The 16,012-nt window shown below is 71.2% G+C and carries 18 protein-coding genes; 4 read left to right on the top strand and 14 right to left on the bottom strand.

From position 1 onward, the window contains the following. Positions 1-5 precede the first annotated feature (5 nt). The gene (locus WHN02_RS05550) at positions 6-962 is read left to right on the top strand and encodes a DUF368 domain-containing protein (RefSeq protein ID WP_434742358.1); all 957 of its coding nucleotides are present in this window, start codon (positions 6-8) and stop codon (positions 960-962) included. A 72-nt stretch (positions 963-1,034) separates the two neighbouring features. On the opposite strand, the gene WHN02_RS05545 is transcribed toward WHN02_RS05550, so the two are convergent. From WHN02_RS05545 to clpB, 14 genes are all read right to left on the bottom strand, one after another. Continuing rightward, positions 1,035-1,412 carry an ArsR/SmtB family transcription factor gene (locus WHN02_RS05545; RefSeq protein WP_007454255.1) on the bottom strand — a complete coding sequence of 126 codons (378 nt, stop codon included), beginning with the start codon at positions 1,410-1,412 and terminating at the stop codon, positions 1,035-1,037. 57 nt (positions 1,413-1,469) lie between these two features. Then, positions 1,470-2,009 (bottom strand): orotate phosphoribosyltransferase, encoded by a 540-nt coding sequence (pyrE, locus tag WHN02_RS05540; protein ID WP_350896742.1) that lies wholly within the window; start codon positions 2,007-2,009, stop codon positions 1,470-1,472. Between the two features lie 157 nt (positions 2,010-2,166). Continuing rightward, positions 2,167-2,976: an SDR family NAD(P)-dependent oxidoreductase gene (locus WHN02_RS05535; RefSeq protein WP_434742357.1), complete on the bottom strand. Its 810-nt coding sequence runs from the start codon at positions 2,974-2,976 to the stop codon at positions 2,167-2,169. Between the two features lie 86 nt (positions 2,977-3,062). After that, a complete protein-coding gene (locus WHN02_RS05530; protein WP_434742356.1) occupies positions 3,063-3,644 on the bottom strand; it encodes a hypothetical protein in 582 nt (193 codons plus the stop codon). 138 nt (positions 3,645-3,782) lie between these two features. Next, positions 3,783-4,598, bottom strand: coding sequence for a hypothetical protein (locus WHN02_RS05525; protein ID WP_434742355.1), 816 nt, complete (start codon positions 4,596-4,598; stop codon positions 3,783-3,785). A 71-nt stretch (positions 4,599-4,669) separates the two neighbouring features. Then, positions 4,670-6,265 carry a polyamine aminopropyltransferase gene (locus WHN02_RS05520; RefSeq protein WP_434742354.1) on the bottom strand — a complete coding sequence of 532 codons (1,596 nt, stop codon included), beginning with the start codon at positions 6,263-6,265 and terminating at the stop codon, positions 4,670-4,672. Further along, on the bottom strand, positions 6,262-7,293 hold the full coding sequence (locus WHN02_RS05515; protein WP_434742353.1) for a hypothetical protein: 1,032 nt from the start codon (positions 7,291-7,293) through the stop codon (positions 6,262-6,264). Before WHN02_RS05515 ends, WHN02_RS05520 begins: the two co-directional genes overlap by 4 nt. Further along, positions 7,293-7,715: a DUF350 domain-containing protein gene (locus WHN02_RS05510; RefSeq protein ID WP_434742352.1), complete on the bottom strand. Its 423-nt coding sequence runs from the start codon at positions 7,713-7,715 to the stop codon at positions 7,293-7,295. The genes WHN02_RS05515 and WHN02_RS05510 overlap by 1 nt, the downstream gene beginning before the upstream one ends. Before the next feature lie 40 nt (positions 7,716-7,755). After that, entirely contained in the window at positions 7,756-8,187 is a 432-nt protein-coding gene (locus tag WHN02_RS05505; protein ID WP_434742351.1) for a DUF4247 domain-containing protein, read from the bottom strand. Then, a complete protein-coding gene (locus WHN02_RS05500; protein ID WP_434742350.1) occupies positions 8,184-8,687 on the bottom strand; it encodes a DUF2617 family protein in 504 nt (167 codons plus the stop codon). The genes WHN02_RS05505 and WHN02_RS05500 overlap by 4 nt, the downstream gene beginning before the upstream one ends. 3 nt (positions 8,688-8,690) lie before the next feature. Continuing rightward, positions 8,691-9,323: a DUF4178 domain-containing protein gene (locus WHN02_RS05495; protein WP_434742349.1), complete on the bottom strand. Its 633-nt coding sequence runs from the start codon at positions 9,321-9,323 to the stop codon at positions 8,691-8,693. Positions 9,324-9,407: 84 nt separating this feature from the next. Next, the gene (locus WHN02_RS05490; RefSeq protein WP_434742348.1) at positions 9,408-10,307 is read right to left on the bottom strand and encodes a hypothetical protein; all 900 of its coding nucleotides are present in this window, start codon (positions 10,305-10,307) and stop codon (positions 9,408-9,410) included. Positions 10,308-10,399: 92 nt separating this feature from the next. Then, positions 10,400-10,798 (bottom strand): VOC family protein, encoded by a 399-nt coding sequence (locus WHN02_RS05485; RefSeq protein ID WP_434742347.1) that lies wholly within the window; start codon positions 10,796-10,798, stop codon positions 10,400-10,402. A 113-nt stretch (positions 10,799-10,911) separates the two neighbouring features. Beyond that, on the bottom strand, positions 10,912-13,503 hold the full coding sequence (gene clpB, locus WHN02_RS05480; protein WP_434742346.1) for an ATP-dependent chaperone ClpB: 2,592 nt from the start codon (positions 13,501-13,503) through the stop codon (positions 10,912-10,914). Positions 13,504-13,682: 179 nt separating this feature from the next. Between clpB and WHN02_RS05475 the strand changes: the two genes are divergently transcribed. The 3 genes from WHN02_RS05475 to WHN02_RS05465 all read left to right on the top strand — a co-directional run bounded on the left by WHN02_RS05475 (position 13,683) and on the right by WHN02_RS05465 (position 16,006). After that, positions 13,683-14,183, top strand: coding sequence for a cation:proton antiporter regulatory subunit (locus WHN02_RS05475; RefSeq protein ID WP_350896729.1), 501 nt, complete (start codon positions 13,683-13,685; stop codon positions 14,181-14,183). A 1-nt stretch (position 14,184) separates the two neighbouring features. Continuing rightward, positions 14,185-15,390 (top strand): cation:proton antiporter, encoded by a 1,206-nt coding sequence (locus WHN02_RS05470; RefSeq protein WP_434742345.1) that lies wholly within the window; start codon positions 14,185-14,187, stop codon positions 15,388-15,390. A gap of 184 nt (positions 15,391-15,574) precedes the next feature. After that, complete coding sequence (locus WHN02_RS05465; protein WP_434742344.1) at positions 15,575-16,006, top strand: hypothetical protein; 432 nt, start codon at positions 15,575-15,577, stop codon at positions 16,004-16,006. Positions 16,007-16,012: the final 6 nt, after the last annotated feature.

Genomic DNA, 16,012 nt, shown 5'->3' with positions numbered 1-16,012 from the left:
TCTCAATGGCACTGGGTGAACGGGTCGGTCATGTCTTCCGAGGGGCGGCCATCGGCGTGGCCGAGGCCGTACCAGGAATCAGCGGAGGCACGATCGCGCTGGTCACCGGCGTGTACGAGCGGCTCATCGCCTCCGCGGGGCACGTCGTGAGCGCGGTTCGCTACGCGGTGGCGGACGTCCCTCGCGGTCGGGGCTGGGGACGGGCGGGAGAGCAGTTCCGGCAGGTCTACTGGTCGGTGGTGCTGCCGGTGTTCTTCGGGATGGTGCCGGGTCTGCTGCTCGCGGCGAAGCTGCTCGAACCGGTGCTGACGCAGTATCCGGAGCACACCCGGGGGCTCTTCCTCGGCCTGGTCCTGGCCTCGGTGATGGTGCCGCTGTCGATGATTCCCCGCCCGAGGCACGTCGGGCACCTGGTGGCCCTGGTCGCCGCCGCGATCGGCGCGTTCCTGCTGACCGGCCTGCCGCAGGCGGAACTCACACCGCACCCGCTCATCCTGCTGGTGGCTGCGGCAGTGGCGGTCTGCGCGCTGGTGATGCCCGGGGTCTCCGGGTCGTTCCTGCTGCTCACCGTGGGTCTGTACGAACCGACCATCACCGCCCTCAACGAGCGGGACCTCGGCTACATCGCAGTGTTCGGGACCGGCATGGTGATCGGCCTGGCCTCGTTCGTGAAGCTGCTCCAGTGGCTGCTGGACAAGCACCGCCGGATGACCCTGGCCGTGATGGCCGGGGCACTGCTCGGCAGCCTCCGCGCCCTGTGGCCGTGGCAGACCGAGGACCGGACGATGATCGCCCCCGGTGACAACCTGCTGCCGATCCTCGGACTCTTCCTGCTCGGCCTGGCCGTCGTCAGCCTGATGTTCGTCGCCGAACAGCGCCGCCTGCGCCGGGCCGCCGACACCCTGGCCAGGGAGTCGACGTACGAGCCGCCCGCGTCCTACCGGACGCCGGTCAACCGCTGACCCACGGACCGGCTGACGCCGCGTCCGGCCCCGGTGCCCGGCGTCAGCCGGTCACCGGGGTGACGGACACCGTCAGCGAGCCTTCTTGGTGGCCCGCTTACGCGGCGGGGTGAGCAGATCGGCGATCGTGGCGATCGCCGACGGCACCAGCCGGTAGTACGCCCACACGCCGCGCTTCTCCCGCTCCAGCAAGCCGGCCTCGGTGAGGATACGCAGGTGGTGACTGACCGTCGGCTGCGAGAGGCCGAGGGGTGCGGTCAGATCGCAGACGCACGCCTCTCCCTCCGGAGCCGACTGGATCAGACTGAGCAGCCGCAACCGAGCAGGGTCGGCGAGGGCCTTGAGCACCCCGGCCAGCCGCTCGGCATCGGCACGTTCGATCGGCTCGCCGGCGAGCGGCGAGATCTGAGGCATGGTCATTTCAGCCAACGCAGTTCCCACGTATTCCATCCTTCCACCAGCAGCATCGATCCGCCTGCATATCAGCAGATCCGAATCGGCAGACTTTTACGCCAGAAGGCCGAGGTCAGCCAACGTGTAGGCGGCTCGATACGGCAGTCCCGCGGCTCGTACCGCGTCCCCAGCGCCTCGATCAACAATAACCGCCACACCCACCACCTCGGCCCCAGCCTCACGCAACGCCTCGACTGCGGTCAGCACGCTGCCGCCCGTCGTCGAGGTGTCTTCCACCGCAAGAACCCGTCGTCCGGCCACGTCGGGTCCTTCGATACGGCGTTGGAGGCCGTGCGCTTTGCCTGCCTTGCGAACCACGAACGCGTCCAACGGCCGATCGGTCGTGGACGCGGCGTGCAACATCGAGAGCGCGACCGGATCCGCGCCCAGGGTCAGCCCACCTACTGCGTCGTACTGCCAGTCGGCAGTCAGGTCGAGCAGTGCCCGACCCACCAACGGCGCCGCCTGGTTATGGAGCGTGACGCGCCGCAGATCGACGTACCAGTCTGCCTCCCGGCCGGAGGAGAGCACTACCCGGCCGTGCACGACAGCCAGGTCAGTGATGAATTTACGCAGGTCGTCGTGGTCCCCCATGGGGGTAGAGGGTACTGCGCAAGTCTGGGAGCCGAGTGCAGGGTCCACCGGGATCAACCGAGCGGGCGACCGACGGCCGACTATGTATGGGAACTCTGAGTAATCAGAGTCTGCCTGTACGGGCGCGGGGGTCGGCGTACACCGTCGGCTTGGAGGCTCAGGCGGCGTCTCGGCGCAGGCGACCCCGAGTGTCGCGGGTCACGGCCTGCAACAGACGCCGGGGGGCGTGCCGCAACGCGGCGACGGCCACCTTGTACCGCCACGACGGGACACTGACGAACTTGCCTTTATGCAGGTCACGCAGGGAATCGGTGACGACGTCGTCGGCCTGCAACCAGGCCCAACCGGGCAGGCCGGAGGTGTTGATGCCGGCTCTGGAGTGGAATTCCGTCCGGGTGTAGCCGGGGCAGACAGCCATCACGCGGACGCCGAACGGACGCACGGACTGCCCGATCGACTCACTGAAGTTGGTCACCCAGGCCTTGCTCGCCGGGTACGTCGATCCGGGCATGATGGGCGCGAAACCCGAGACGGAAGAGACATTTATCACTGCCCCCCGACCTCGTTGCGTCATCGGGCGCAGCGCAGCGAGGCTCAGTCGCATCACGGCGTGCACGTTGAGCCGCAGCAGCCGGGTCTCCACCTCGGCCGTGGACTGCACGAACGACCGGTTGGCGCTGTGCCCGGCGTTGTTGACCAGCAGCTCCACCGGCGGCTCGGCGGAGAGTCGACGCTCCACCGCCGCACAGCCGTCCTCGGTGGACAGATCGGCGGGGATCACCTCGACCCGACGACCGTGTCGCCCGGTCAGGTCGGCGGCGACCGTGTCGAGCCGTTCGGCGTCCCGGGCCACCAGGACCAGGTCCCACCCGTCCGCAGCGAGCCGCCGGGCGTAGGCGGCACCGATTCCGGCCGTCGCCCCGGTGATCAGGGCCGACCCCGGCGACGGGCGCTGCTCTGACGACACTGGCGGGATCCTCACGGACGACGGACGGACGCGTTGTTACCGCACAGTACCGAACCTCGGTCGATGGGGACAGCACCGGACAGGAGTCATCTCCTGCGCAGGAAACGACGGGCGGCGGGGGTGGCGAGCAGGGCGACGGCGAGCAGGTAACCCAGCACCTGACCGACCGACAGGCCTGCGTTCAGCGGCAACCACCAGGCCGGATAGGCGTCCGACACGGCGGCCAGCAGCACCGCGTCCGCCGGGCGGTCACTGTCGACGGGCAGCGGCACGACACGCTGACCGACCAGTACGGCGACCGAGCAGCAGCCGCCGACGAGTCCCAGGCCACCGACGACCCAGACGGCCGTACGGGCACCGGGACGACCGGCGCGCAGCCCGACGGCGAGCCCCACGAGCAGGATCGACACCAGGACTGTCAGCAGGGCGGAGGACCAGACGACGGCACGTACCAGGGTCACCGCCGCGCCGACCTCGTCCGGGCCGGCCGCCGTACCGACGTCCGACCGGAACCGGTCCACGACGCCGGGCAGGCCGACCAGGGTGACGACAGCGGACCCGATCGCTGCCACCGCCATCACCAGCAGCACCGTCGCGGCCACCGTGACGGTGCCGGGCCGACGGTCCGTCGGGTCCGTCGGGGCGGCTGCCGGATCGGGGTACGACACGACTGATCCCTCCGATAGGTCTCGGACTGCAACCTATCGGAGGGATCAGTGACGGGAGGTGTCATCCGGTGGCGACTCTCCGCCGCCGGTCGTACCCCCGGGTGCCCTGGTGGGCGTCGCCCGCGTACCGGCTCCGGGTCAGGAGGGCCGGTCGGACGGGCCGTGCCCCTCGGTGCCGGACGCCGGCGGCTCGCCCGGCTGCGGGCCGGAGTGCGGCGGACCCGCCTGGCCGGACCCGAACTCACCCGGGGCCGACTGGCCGGGGGTGCCGGGGGTCTGCGGGTAGCCGGGGGTGGCCGGGTAACCCGGGTTCGCCGGGTAGCCGGGCTGACCCTGGCCGCCCGGGTACGACGAACCGGGCATCGGCGGCTCCCAGCCGCCGCCCTGCGGCTTGCGGAAGAACTCGTTGGCAGCCGGCAGGGCCAGCAGGACCAGTGCCCCGATCAGCGCGAGGAGGCCGATCACGCCCAGCGCGATGGTGAGGCCGTTGAGCCAACCGGGCACCGCCTCGGCCAGCCGACGCTCCAGCTCGGCGGTGTCCAGGTCCGGGCTGGACTGGTTGCCCATCCCGGCGGCACCGCTGATCAGGTTTCCGCCGGTGCAGCAGATCATGATGCCGCCGACCACCCAGGTGGTGATCCGCGACCAGTTCTTGCCCCGGTTGTTGAGCATCGCGAGGACGAAGAGCCCCACCGCGAGGAGCACCAGGAAGATGCTGGTGCCGATGGCCACCGCGATGCCCACGGTGGCGACGGCGCTGCCCACCTCCGGGTCGGGTCCGGTGTACGCCGCCTCGAAGGCGTCCCGGATTCCACCGATGGTGGTCAGGGACGCGATCATGCTGATGACCTGCGTGACGGCGAACAGGATGAGCAGATAGCTGGAAATGGTTACTACGCCTGGCCGGGTACGGGCGGGCGTGTTGTGGGGCTCGGCCACGGTACTCCTCTCCATGGATCAGGACACACCGTAGCCACTACCCACCACCCGAGCACGGCAAGCGCTCAAACGACCCGCCGCAGTGATCAATATCCGCGCCACTCGGTGCGGGCGTACTCCAGGAGCCGGGGGTTCAGCAGGGTGTTGGGCGGCACGTCGACCCGGCTCCGGTCGGCCGGAAACGTCTGGGCCGCCCGCAGCGTCGCCTCGTCGAGGAAGCGCAGACCGGGCACATCGTCCGGCAGGCCCAGCCGAGGGGGGTCGGCACCCGCCGTGGCGAGGTGGAAACCCCAGTTGCCGAAGGACGGTACGTCCACGTGGAACGGCACGCTGACGAGACCGGCCTCCTTCAGCGACGCCTCGATCGACCAGTACGACCGGGGCGCGAAGTACGGCGAACCGCTCTGCACCACCACCCGCCCGCCGTCGGCGAGCACCGCCCCGATCAGCGTGTAGAACTCGACCGTGTAGAGCTTCGCGGTCGCCGTCTCGTTCGGGTCGGGAAGATCCACCACCACCGCGTCGAAACGGTACGGGGCGTCCCGTAGCCAGGTGAAGGCGTCGGCGTGCACGACCCGTACCCGGGGATCGGTGAACGCGTCGCCGTTGAGCTCACGCAGCTGCGGTTTGCTGCGGGCCAGCGCGACCACCGCCGGGTCCAGGTCCACCACCGTCACCCGGCGTACGTCGGGGTATCGGAGCACCTCCCGCACCGCCAGGCCGTCCCCGGCCCCGAGGACCAGCACCTCGCCCCGGCTTCCGTCGAGCGCCGGATGCACCAGGGACTCGTGGTACCGGTACTCGTCGATCGAACTGAACTGGAGGTCGCCGTTGAGGAACATCCGCAGGTCGGTGACGTTCCGCCCGGGTTCGGCGACCGACCGGGTCAGCACGATCTCCTGGTACCTGCTGCGTTCGGCGTGCACCACCGGGTCGCGGTAGAGCTGCTGTCGGGCCGTCACCTCGAAGTCCTTCGCGGTGAACCAGGCGTACCCCAGGCAGAGGAAGACCACGACGGTGCCGGCGGAGAGGCCCACCAGGGCCCGGCGGCTCAGGTCCCGGCGGAACACCGTGAAGATCAACGCCACCCCGGCCACCGCGTTCACCGCCCCGACCACCAGTGCCCCCTTGAGCTGCCCGAACAGCGGCAGGAGGAGGAACGGGAAGGCAAGTCCGCCGAGCAGCGCCCCGACGTAGTCGGCGGCGAACAGGTCGGCGACAGCGCTCCCGGCCGCCTGCTGCCGGATCCGTTGCAGCAGCACCATCAGCAGCGGGATCTCCGCACCGATCAGCAGGCCGAGGACGAAGGCGGTGGCGACGAGCGCCGGACCGTACAGGTCGAGCCAGGCGAACGCGGCGTACAGGCCGAGCACGGAGAGGCCACCGAGCAGGGCGAGGGCCAGCTCGATCGCGGCGAAGACGGCGGCGGCCCGGTTCTGGAAGGGCTTGGCGGCCAACGCCCCGACGCCCATCGCGAAGACCATCACCCCGAGGACGATCGACGCCTGGCCGACGGTGTCCCCGACCAGGTAACTGCCGAGGGCGACGAGGGCGAGTTCGTAGACCAGACCGCAGGCCGCGCAGACGAAGACGGCGAGCAGCACCGCCGAGCGGGCCAGCCGCCAGTAGGGCCGCGGTGGTGTCGACTCCTCGACCACCTGCGGCGTGTCCGACACCGTCATCGACGCCCCGGCGGAGGGTACGGCCCCTGGCCGGGCGGCGGCACCTGCCCGGGTGGATCCGACTGCCGGTATCCCGGCGGAAGGATCAGACCCTGCGGCGGATGCGCCTGACCGGGGTGCGGGGGCGGATGCTGACCCGGTGGCGGCACCCAGCCGGGTCCGGGCCGCCCGGCGCCCGGTGGCGGCGGGCCTCCCGGCGGAGGCGTCTGCCTCGGCGGGCGTTGACGGTGTCGCTGGACCAGACCGACGACTATCAGCACGACCGCCACCAGCAGGAGGCCCGCCACCGTCAGCAGCTGCCCCCACCGGTCCCGCCACAGGTCGTTACCCGCCTCCGCCAGCGGCGGCACCTGCTCGGCGGGGACCGGGGAGGTGGTGGCCAACGGCTCGACCAGGCCGGTCTCGGCGACCAGCAGCGGCAGCATCGTCGCCGCCCGGGTCACCGCCCAGCCGGGGTCGTCGACGAAGACGTCGGGGCTCAGCCCGAACCGGTCCAGTCCGGCCCGCAGCGACGACACGCGAAGGTCGTCGAGGGTCGGCGAGGCGATGACCCGTACGCTCGCCGAGTCGGAACGCTCGCTGCTGGACGGGGTGTAGTCGACGTCGGCCTCGACCACCACCCAGCGCGGGCAGTCGGCACCCTCGTCGGCGGCCCGGCCCTCGCCCAGGTTGGAGCCGACGCTGACGGTACGGCTCCCGTCGACGAGCTTCCAGCCGTAGCAGATCCCGTGCTGCTCGGCGGCCCGGGCCAGGATCGGCACGGTGGCCGAGCTCTCGACATCGGCCGGGGGCGGCACGACCGTCGAACCGTCGTCCCGGTTGATCATGCCCAGTACGCAGCAGCCCACCACCACGCCGGCTATGACGGTCCACAGGACGACCGCCTGCGTCGCCGTGTTCTTGCCCCCGGCGGACGGCTGCGCCGTGATCCGGGCCCCCGGCTGCCGGGGCCGGCCACCCGCCTGCCGGGGCGGACGCCCCCCGTGCCGAGGCCGACCACCCGAGGGGCGTGGCCGCTTCGCCGCCATCAGATGATCGCGGCTGCGACGATCGCACCGACGGCGAGGTGGACGGTCGCCGAGACCCAGACCGCAGGGTGCGGCTCCGGGTCGACCAGGATCGCTCCGAGCTTGCCCGGGGTCGCCGCGTCCAGCAGCAGGAACGACACCGACATGATGACCAGCCCGAGGAGGCCGTACGCGCTGGCACCGATGATGCCCAGCACGAAGTCGTGCGAGCTGGCCACGATCGCGGCGACCACGATCGTCCCGACCCCGAGGAGGTTCGAGGCGAGCAGGACGGCGGCGTTGCGGTTGCGGTGGGTCCAGATCAGCTCGTTGAGTCGGCCGGGGGTGGCCACGTCGACGAGCACGTAGCCGATGGCCATCAGCACCGTACCGACCACGCCGTAGGCCAGCACGACCAGCAGGTCGTTGAGGAGGTTCTGCACAGGGGGCTCCAGGGTGAGGGTGTCGTGGGTCTTGCCGAGCTCACTTGCCGCTGCCGGGGCCGCCGCCCCGTACGGTGCTGCCGCTGGTGCCGCCCCAACCCCAGCCCCCACCCACCGTCGAGTGGTAGCGCGGGTAGGCGGTCCTCATCCGCTCCAGCAGGATCACCGAACCGGCGGCGATCGGCAGGATCACCACCGAGTCGTTGTCGTAGCGCAGGTAGACCCCGCTGCCGTCGACGTACTGGTCGGCCGGCCGCCAGGCGTCGGTGACCTCTTTGGCGACCTGGCTGGGCGGCCGGTTCGAGGTGTACGCCAACGCGTCCCGCCCGATGTCCCGGCTCGCCGCCCTCGCGTACCGGTCCTCGACGAACCCGCGTGCCGAGAAGTTGCCGAAGAACAGGGAGAACCCGGCGACCAACGCGCCGACCAAGGCGACGGCCACCCCCATCACGAACCAACGCCGGTACGTCATCGCAGTGTCACCACCGTCTCGGTCAGGACCAACTCACCGGTCTGCGGGTACGCGTGCCAGGTCCGCCACCCGACCGCCCCGTCCGTCGGCGCGGGGCGTACCGCCAACGCGGTCACCGCGTCCAGGTCGGACCCGAAGACCCCCACCAGGGCGTACGGGTCACCGGCGAGCGTGTCGCGCAGTTCGGTCACCCGCTCGGTGAAGGCGTCCGGGTCGAGCCGGAGCACCGAGGCGGTGAACCGGTGCCCGGCCGCCTCGTCGTACGCCACCGGCGGCAGCTGCGACCGTCCGGGCAGGCAGGCCACCGTCTCGCTCAGCTCGCCCCCGGCACTGCGCATGATGACCTGGTGGGAGGCGCCGAGGAGCCGCAACCGCAGCCCGACCGGGCCGGGCAGGGTCAGGTCGAGCACGTGCAGGGCGGGGCGCTCGGGGTCACCGACGGCGAGGCTGAGGTCGGCTGCCCGGGTGTCCACGTAGGGCGTGTCGAGGGTGACCAGCACGCCTCAGCCCACCTTCCCGGGTTCCCCCTGCGGGTAGATCATGACCTCGCCCCGGTGCAGCAGCTCGCCCTGGGCCGCCTCCCAGGCGGCGCCGTACGCCTCGAAGGAGAGCCGCGCCGGGCCGGGACCCCGGTAGTCGTGGTAGCGCATGGTGCCGTTCGGGTCCAGGCCGGTGCTCCCGACGGCGGTGAACCGGGCCTGGCCGGTCTCCTCCCACGTGTACCGGACGCCGCCGAAGTCGATCGTCGGCGCGCCCGGGGTGATCCCCTCGGCCGGTACCGCCGCCCAGAGCACCAGCTCCAGGTCGGGGTCCTCCTCGACCGAGACCCACCGCTTGACGCCCTGGGCGTCGTCGAGGAGGTGCTCGGCCCAGCTCCAGCTGCCCTCGACGAGGTGGATCGAGCCTCGGACGGAGTACGAGACGCCTCGCACCTCGACGACGTCCCCGGGGCGGAGCCTGCGCGGGTCGCCGCGCAGCGCGTCGGAGTCGCGGTCGCGGAACGGGTCGGCCCCCGCCCACTGCGCCGGCTTCTGCTTCTGCTTGGACTTCTGCAGCGCGACGATCGCGATGACCACACCGGCCACTGCGACAAGGCATCCCGCCGCCGTCAGCAAATACGCTACGGAACCGTTCATTTGCGACCACCTCCCCAGGTGCACCGGCGGTGACGGTAACAACCCCGCGCCAGCAGGAGAAACACCCAGGTGCCGAGTAATCGTTCAGGTACGGGGTGTCGCCTCGCCCGGCTCCTCGGGCGGCCCGTGCGGCGGTGCGGGGAGGTGCAGAGTGGGGTCGGGGCAGATCAGGTACCCCGGCGGTACGACCGGGCCGGGGCCGGGTCGGGAATGGTGCGTGAAGCCGGAGCCGGGGTGGTGCGGAAGGCCGGAGCCGGGGAACGGGTACCCGGGCCGGACCGGATGGGCGACCGGGGGTGCGGGGGTCCGGGTGGTACCGAAGAACCGCCCCGCCGGGGGCACCGTCAGGAGCAGGACGACGGCCACGGTCAGGACGGCCACGAGCAGGAGAACCAGGGCGAGGAGCGGGCCGAGGACCGCACCCAACGGATCCGGACTGCTGTAGAGGACCTCCGCGAACCTCGACTCCGCCCACACCTGGTCGTCGACCGACGGGTCCCCCGCCACGCCCTCGGGCGACTCCTCCCAGGGCTCGCCGAAGCCGAACACGAAACCGACGAAGAAGACCGTCAGGACGGCTCCGCCGAGCAGCGGCCCGCAGTAGAGCAGCGCCTGGAATCCGGCGGCGACCAGGAACAGGGTCCGGGCGAGGGGTTTGCCCCGGCGTACCCCCGGGGCGGTGCCCGCGATCCAGGCGGCCAGGATCAGCCCGAACGCGCCGGGCAGGACGGTCCCGACGACGTTCCAGGTCCGCTCGCCGCGTACCTCGTCGGGGTCGGCCTCCGGGACCAGCCGCACCGTCTGGTCGATCTTGGTGTTCCAGTCGACCGCGTGCCAGATCATCAGCCCGACCAGGACGACCAGGAGCCCGGCCGCGACCAGTTGCAGCCAGGACGCGACGGTCACCGACAGGGGTCGGGGTGGTCGCGGGGGCGGGGGCGACGGGTCCGGTCCCGCCCCACCGTCCTCAACGGAATCGATCACGGCCATGACGGTACGGCCGGACCTCCGGCACCGGCAGGTCCGATCAGCCGGACCTGCCGACGGGTCCGGCCGGGGCGTCCCCGGTGACCGGCTCAGCCTGCGACGGGCTCCCGGCGGTAGCTGGCGATCTCGATCAGGTTGTCGTCCGGGTCTCGGACGTAGAGGCTGGTCATCGGCCCCATCGCCCCGGTACGACGGATCGGCCCGGCCTCGACGGCGATACCCGCACCGCGCAGGTGTTCCTGCACCTCGGTCAGGGGTGTGTCGGTGACCAGACACAGGTCCCCGCTCCCGGGGGTCGGTCGGCCCGCCTTCGGGTCCGGCTCGTGCCCCGACGCGTACAGGTTGATCTTCTGTCCGCCGAAGGCGAGCGCCCGACGCCCCTCGTCGAACGCCTCCGCCCGCATGCCCAGCCCACGGGTGTAGAAGTCGACAGTCCGGTCGAGATCCGCCACTGTGAGCACCAGGTGATCGATCCGCTGGATTCGCATGCGTACATGCGTATCGCACTTCGTCCCGTCGGGGGCGACAAATCCGGATTGCGCGGTGTCGCCGCCCCCGTCCGATCCGACGGAGGCGGCGACACCCGAGGTACGCCCGATGGTCAGCCCGCGACGACCGACAGGCCGTCCTTGTCGTCGGCGAGATCGACACCGACCGTGTTCCCGTCCCGGATCTCACCGGCCAGCAGAGCCTTGGCGAGCTGGTCACCGATCGCCGACTGGACCAGCCGACGCAGCGGACGGGCCCCGTAGATCGGGTCGAATCCGTGCTCGGCGAGCCAGGTCCGGGCCGCGTCGGTGACCTCCAGCTCCAACCGGCGATCCGCGAGGCGGCTGCGCAGCCGGTCGAGCTGGATGTCGACGATGGCCCGCAGCTGTTCGCCCTGGAGGGTGGCGAAGACCACGATGTCGTCGAGACGGTTCAGGAACTCCGGCTTGAAGTGCGACCGGACCACCGCGAGGACCCCCTCCCGGCGCTGCTCCTCGGCCAGGGTCAGGTCGCTGATCATCGAGGACCCGAGGTTGGAGGTGAGGATCAGGATCGCGTTGCGGAAGTCGACTGTCCGACCCTGGCCGTCGGTGAGTCGACCGTCGTCGAGCACCTGCAACAGCAGGTCGAAGACGTCCGGGTGGGCCTTCTCCACCTCGTCGAGCAGGATCACCGAGTACGGGCGGCGGCGGACCGCCTCGGTGAGCTGTCCACCCTCCTCGTACCCGACGTATCCGGGCGGGGCACCCACCAGCCGGGCGACGGAGTGCTTCTCACCGTACTCGCTCATGTCGATGCGGACCATGGCCCGCTCGTCGTCGAAGAGGAACCCGGCGAGGGCCTTGGCCAGCTCGGTCTTCCCGACCCCGGTCGGGCCGAGGAAGAGGAAGCTGCCGGTCGGGCGGTCCGGGTCGGCGATCCCGGCCCGGGCCCGGCGGACCGCGTCGGAGACGGCGCCTACCGCCTCGGCCTGACCGACCACCCGTTCCCGCAGGGACTCCTCCATCCGCAGCAGCTTGGCGGTCTCGCCCTCCAGGAGCCGACCGGCGGGGATGCCGGTCCAGGAGGCGACCACAGCGGCGATGTCGTCCGCCCCCACCTCCTCCTTGAGCATGGCGCCGTCGGCCTGGAGCCGGGCCAGCTCCTCCTCGGCGGTGGCGAGTTCGGCCTTGAGCGCCGGGATCCGGCCGTACCGCAGCTCGGCGGCGCGCTCCAACTCGCCGTCACGCTCGGCCCGCTCGGCCTCGCCGCCGAGCCGCTCCAGCTCCTCCTTGGCGGTGGAGAGCTTGGTGATGTGTCCCTTCTCCAGCTGCCACCTGTCGGAGAGGGCGGTGAGCTGCTCGCGCTTGTCGGCCAGCTCCTTGCGGAGCCGTTCGAGCCGCTCGGCGGAGGCGGCGTCCGGCTCCTTCGCCAACGCCATCTCCTCGATCTCCAGTCGGCGGACCGCCCGCTCGATCTCGTCCACCTCCACCGGCCGGGAGTCGATCTCCATCCGGAGCCGGGAGGCGGACTCGTCGACCAGGTCGATCGCCTTGTCCGGCAGGAACCGGTCGGTGATGTACCTGTCGGAGAGGCCGGCGGCGGCGACCAGGGCGGCGTCGGTGATCCGTACGCCGTGGTGCACCTCGTACCGCTCCTTGAGGCCGCGCAGGATGCCGATGGTGTCCTCGATCGTCGGCTCGCCGACGAGCACCGGCTGGAAGCGTCGCTCCAGGGCCGGATCCTTCTCGATGTGCTCGCGGTACTCGTCGAGGGTGGTCGCGCCGACCATCCGCAGCTCGCCCCGGGCCAGCATCGGCTTGAGCATGTTCCCGGCGTCCATCGAGCCCTCGCCCTTGCCCGCGCCGACCACCGTGTGCAGCTCGTCGAGGAAGGTGATGACCTGGCCGTTCGAGCCCTTGATCTCTTCCAGGACGGACTTGAGCCGCTCCTCGAACTGCCCCCGGTACTGCGCACCGGCCACCATCGCCCCGAGGTCGAGCGAGACCAGCTTCTTGTCCCGCAGCGACTCGGGGACGTCCCCGGCGACGATCCGCTGGGCCAGCCCCTCGACGATCGCGGTCTTGCCGACTCCGGGCTCGCCGATCAGGACCGGGTTGTTCTTGGTACGCCGCGACAGCACCTGGATGACCCGGCGGATCTCGGAATCCCGGCCGATCACCGGGTCGATCTTGCCGTCCCGGGCGCTGGCGGTCAGGTCCACCCCGTACTTGGTCAGGGCCTGGTAGTTCTGCTCCGGGTCGGCGCTGGTCACCCGCCGGTCACCACCCCTGACGGTCGGGAAGGCGGCCACCAGGTTCTCCTCGGTGGCACCGGCCTTCTTCAGTGCCACCGAGACCGCGCCACCGACCCGGGCCAGGCCGGCGAGCAGGTGCTCGGTGGAGGTGTACTCGTCGCCGAGGGGCCGGGCGATCTGCTCGGCGGCGCCGATGGCGTTGACGAACTCGCGGGCCAGGGTGGGCTCGGCGATGCTCGACCCGCGCGCGGCGGGTAGGGCGTCGACCGCCCGCTGGGTGACCCGGCGCAGCTCGGCGGGGTCGGCCCCGACGGCGCGCAGCAGTCCGGCGGCGGTGGACCCCTCGGTGTCCAGCAGGGAGGCGAGCAGGTGCCAGGACTCCACGGTGGCGTGTCCGCGCTGGTTGGCCAGGGCGACGGCACCGGTGATGCTCTCGCGGCTCTTGGTGGTGAGACGTTCGGTGTTCATGAGGCTCCCCCGGATCGGCGTGTCCGACGACTAGGACGACACGAGAGTTGAGCGTATTCCACTCAACTCTAACCGGTGACCCAGGTAACGTCCGCCTCGACCGGGTCGCCCTCGACCCGCCACCGACACAGACCGACGAGATATCGGCGTACGTCGTGGTACGGGAGTAGCGTGAGCTGGTGCGCGTACGTGTCGAACAGACCGCCCTGCCGGGCATCGGCGTCCGTCACGAGATGACGACCGAGTCGGGCCGACGGCTCGGAGTGGTCTCCCACCGCAACGGTCGCCGGGACCTGGTCCTGTACGACCCCGACGACCCGGACTCCTGCCAGGCCGACGTCCCCCTCACCGACGACGAGGCCGAGGCGCTGGCCGACATCCTCGGCGCGTCCCTGATGCTCGGGCAGCTCTCCGGGCTGCGGGAGCAGGCCGCCGGGCTGCTCACCGAACAGATCGCGATCCCGGCCGGCTCGGCGTACGTCAACCGTCGACTCGGCGACACCCGGACGCGTACCCGGACCAGCGCCTCGATCGTCGCGGTGCTGCGCCACGGTGAGGTCATCGCCTCACCCGACCCCACCTTCCGTTTCGCCGCCGGTGACGTGGTGGTCGTGGTCGGCACCCGTCAGGGCCTCGACGGGGTGACCGCGATCTTCGCCGACGACGATCCGGACGGCTGAGATGCCCGAGGACACCTCGATCCTCATCGAGTTGGGCGCCCTCCTGTTCGGGCTGGGGCTGCTCGGTCGGCTCAGCCGCCGGATCGGGTTCTCTCCCATCCCGCTCTACCTCCTCGCCGGGCTGGCCTTCGGCCACGGGGGTCTCCTGCCGCTGGCCGCCAGCGAGGAGTTCATCGCCGTCGGCTCCGAGATCGGCGTGATCCTCCTGCTGGTCATGCTCGGACTGGAGTACTCGGCCGGTGAGCTGGTCGGCAACCTGCGCGCGGCCGCCCCGGCGGGCCTGATCGACGCGGTCCTCAACGCACTGCCCGGGGCCGCCTTCGCCCTGCTGCTCGGCTGGGGGTGGCTGGCCGCCGTGGTGCTGGCCGGGATCACCTGGGTCTCCTCCTCCGGCGTGATCGCCAAGGTCCTCGGCGACCTCGGCCGGGTCGGGAACCGGGAGACCCCTGTCGTCCTCTCGATCCTGGTCATCGAGGACCTCGCGATGGCCCTCTACCTGCCGCTGCTCACGGCGCTCCTGGCCGGTGTGGGTCTGGTCCGGGGCGGGATCGCGCTCGGCGTGGCGATGCTCACCGTGGGGTTGGTGCTGGTGGTGGCGCTCAGGTTCGGCAACCTGATCTCCTCCGCCCTGTCGGCGGGGGACCCGGAAGCCCTGCTGCTCGGCGTACTCGGGTCGACCCTCCTGGTCGCGGGGATCGCGGCGAAGTTGCAGGTGTCGGCCGCAGTCGGGGCGTTCCTGGTCGGCATCGCCCTCTCCGGGCCGGTCGCCCACCACGCCACCGAACTGCTCTCGCCCCTGCGGGACCTGTTCGCTGCGGTCTTCTTCGTCTTCTTCGGGTTGGTCACCGACCCCCGGGACATGCCGCCGGTGCTGCTGCCCGCCCTGGTGTTGGCGGTGGTCACGGTGGGGACCAAGCTGCTCACCGGATACCTGGCGGCCCGCCGGGTCGGGGTCGGCGAACCCGGTCGATGGCGGGCCGGGCTGGCGTTGGCCCCCCGGGGCGAGTTCGCCATCGTCATCGCCGGACTCGCGGTGTCCGCCGGGACCGTGGAGCCGAAGTTGGCAGCGCTGGCCACCGCGTACGTACTGATCACGGTGGTCACCGGCCCGATGCTGGCCCGCCTGCCCGACACCGTCTGGTTCAAGCAGTGGCTACGGGGGCGAGCCGACAACCGGGTACGACAACCGCTGCCCACCCCGGACTGACCTTGATCACTGCCTGCACCGAGTCGGCCGTACGGCCCGAACCGGTGACCCGACCGTCACCCGATTCTTCCCGACCGGAGACTTCCGCAGGTCACCGCTGCCGCGCTACCGTTCGGCCCGAGCATCGAGGATCTGCGGAACGGCCGGTACCTCCGCGGGCGGGGACGCGGGGAAGGTTGTCCGGTTGAGCGTGCAGGGATCGACCTTCCACGGGTTCGCCAATCCCGTCGACCCATCCCCGGCGGAGCTGCGGGCCTGGGCGTACCGGCCGGACTCGGTGCAGCTGACCACCATGCCCCAGGACTGGGACCTCCTGGTCGCCGGGGACCGGCTGATCACGACCCTCTTCGACCTGGCGATGGATCCGGCCTGCCCGGCCCGCCGGTTCGCCCTGCACTGCCTCTACATCTACGCCGGCGACGGGATCCGGACCGACTTCCGCGCCCAGCCCCGGCGTCGCCTCCGCAAACTCCTCGAACAGGCCGAACGCAACGGCGACGAACTCATGCTGACCTGGGCGTACAACGCCCGGACCCTGATGGCCCAGCCGGGCCTGTTCGTCTACCGGGACTGGTGCGAGGGCGGCCTGGTCCGGGAGAACCGCCGCCTCGGCTGACCCGGC

The sequence above is a fragment of the Micromonospora sp. SH-82 genome, from assembly GCF_051132485.1.
Lineage (GTDB): Bacteria > Actinomycetota > Actinomycetes > Mycobacteriales > Micromonosporaceae > Micromonospora.
The sequence above is the reverse complement of the archived record's forward strand: the minus strand, read 5'-3'. Positions and strand labels throughout refer to the sequence as shown.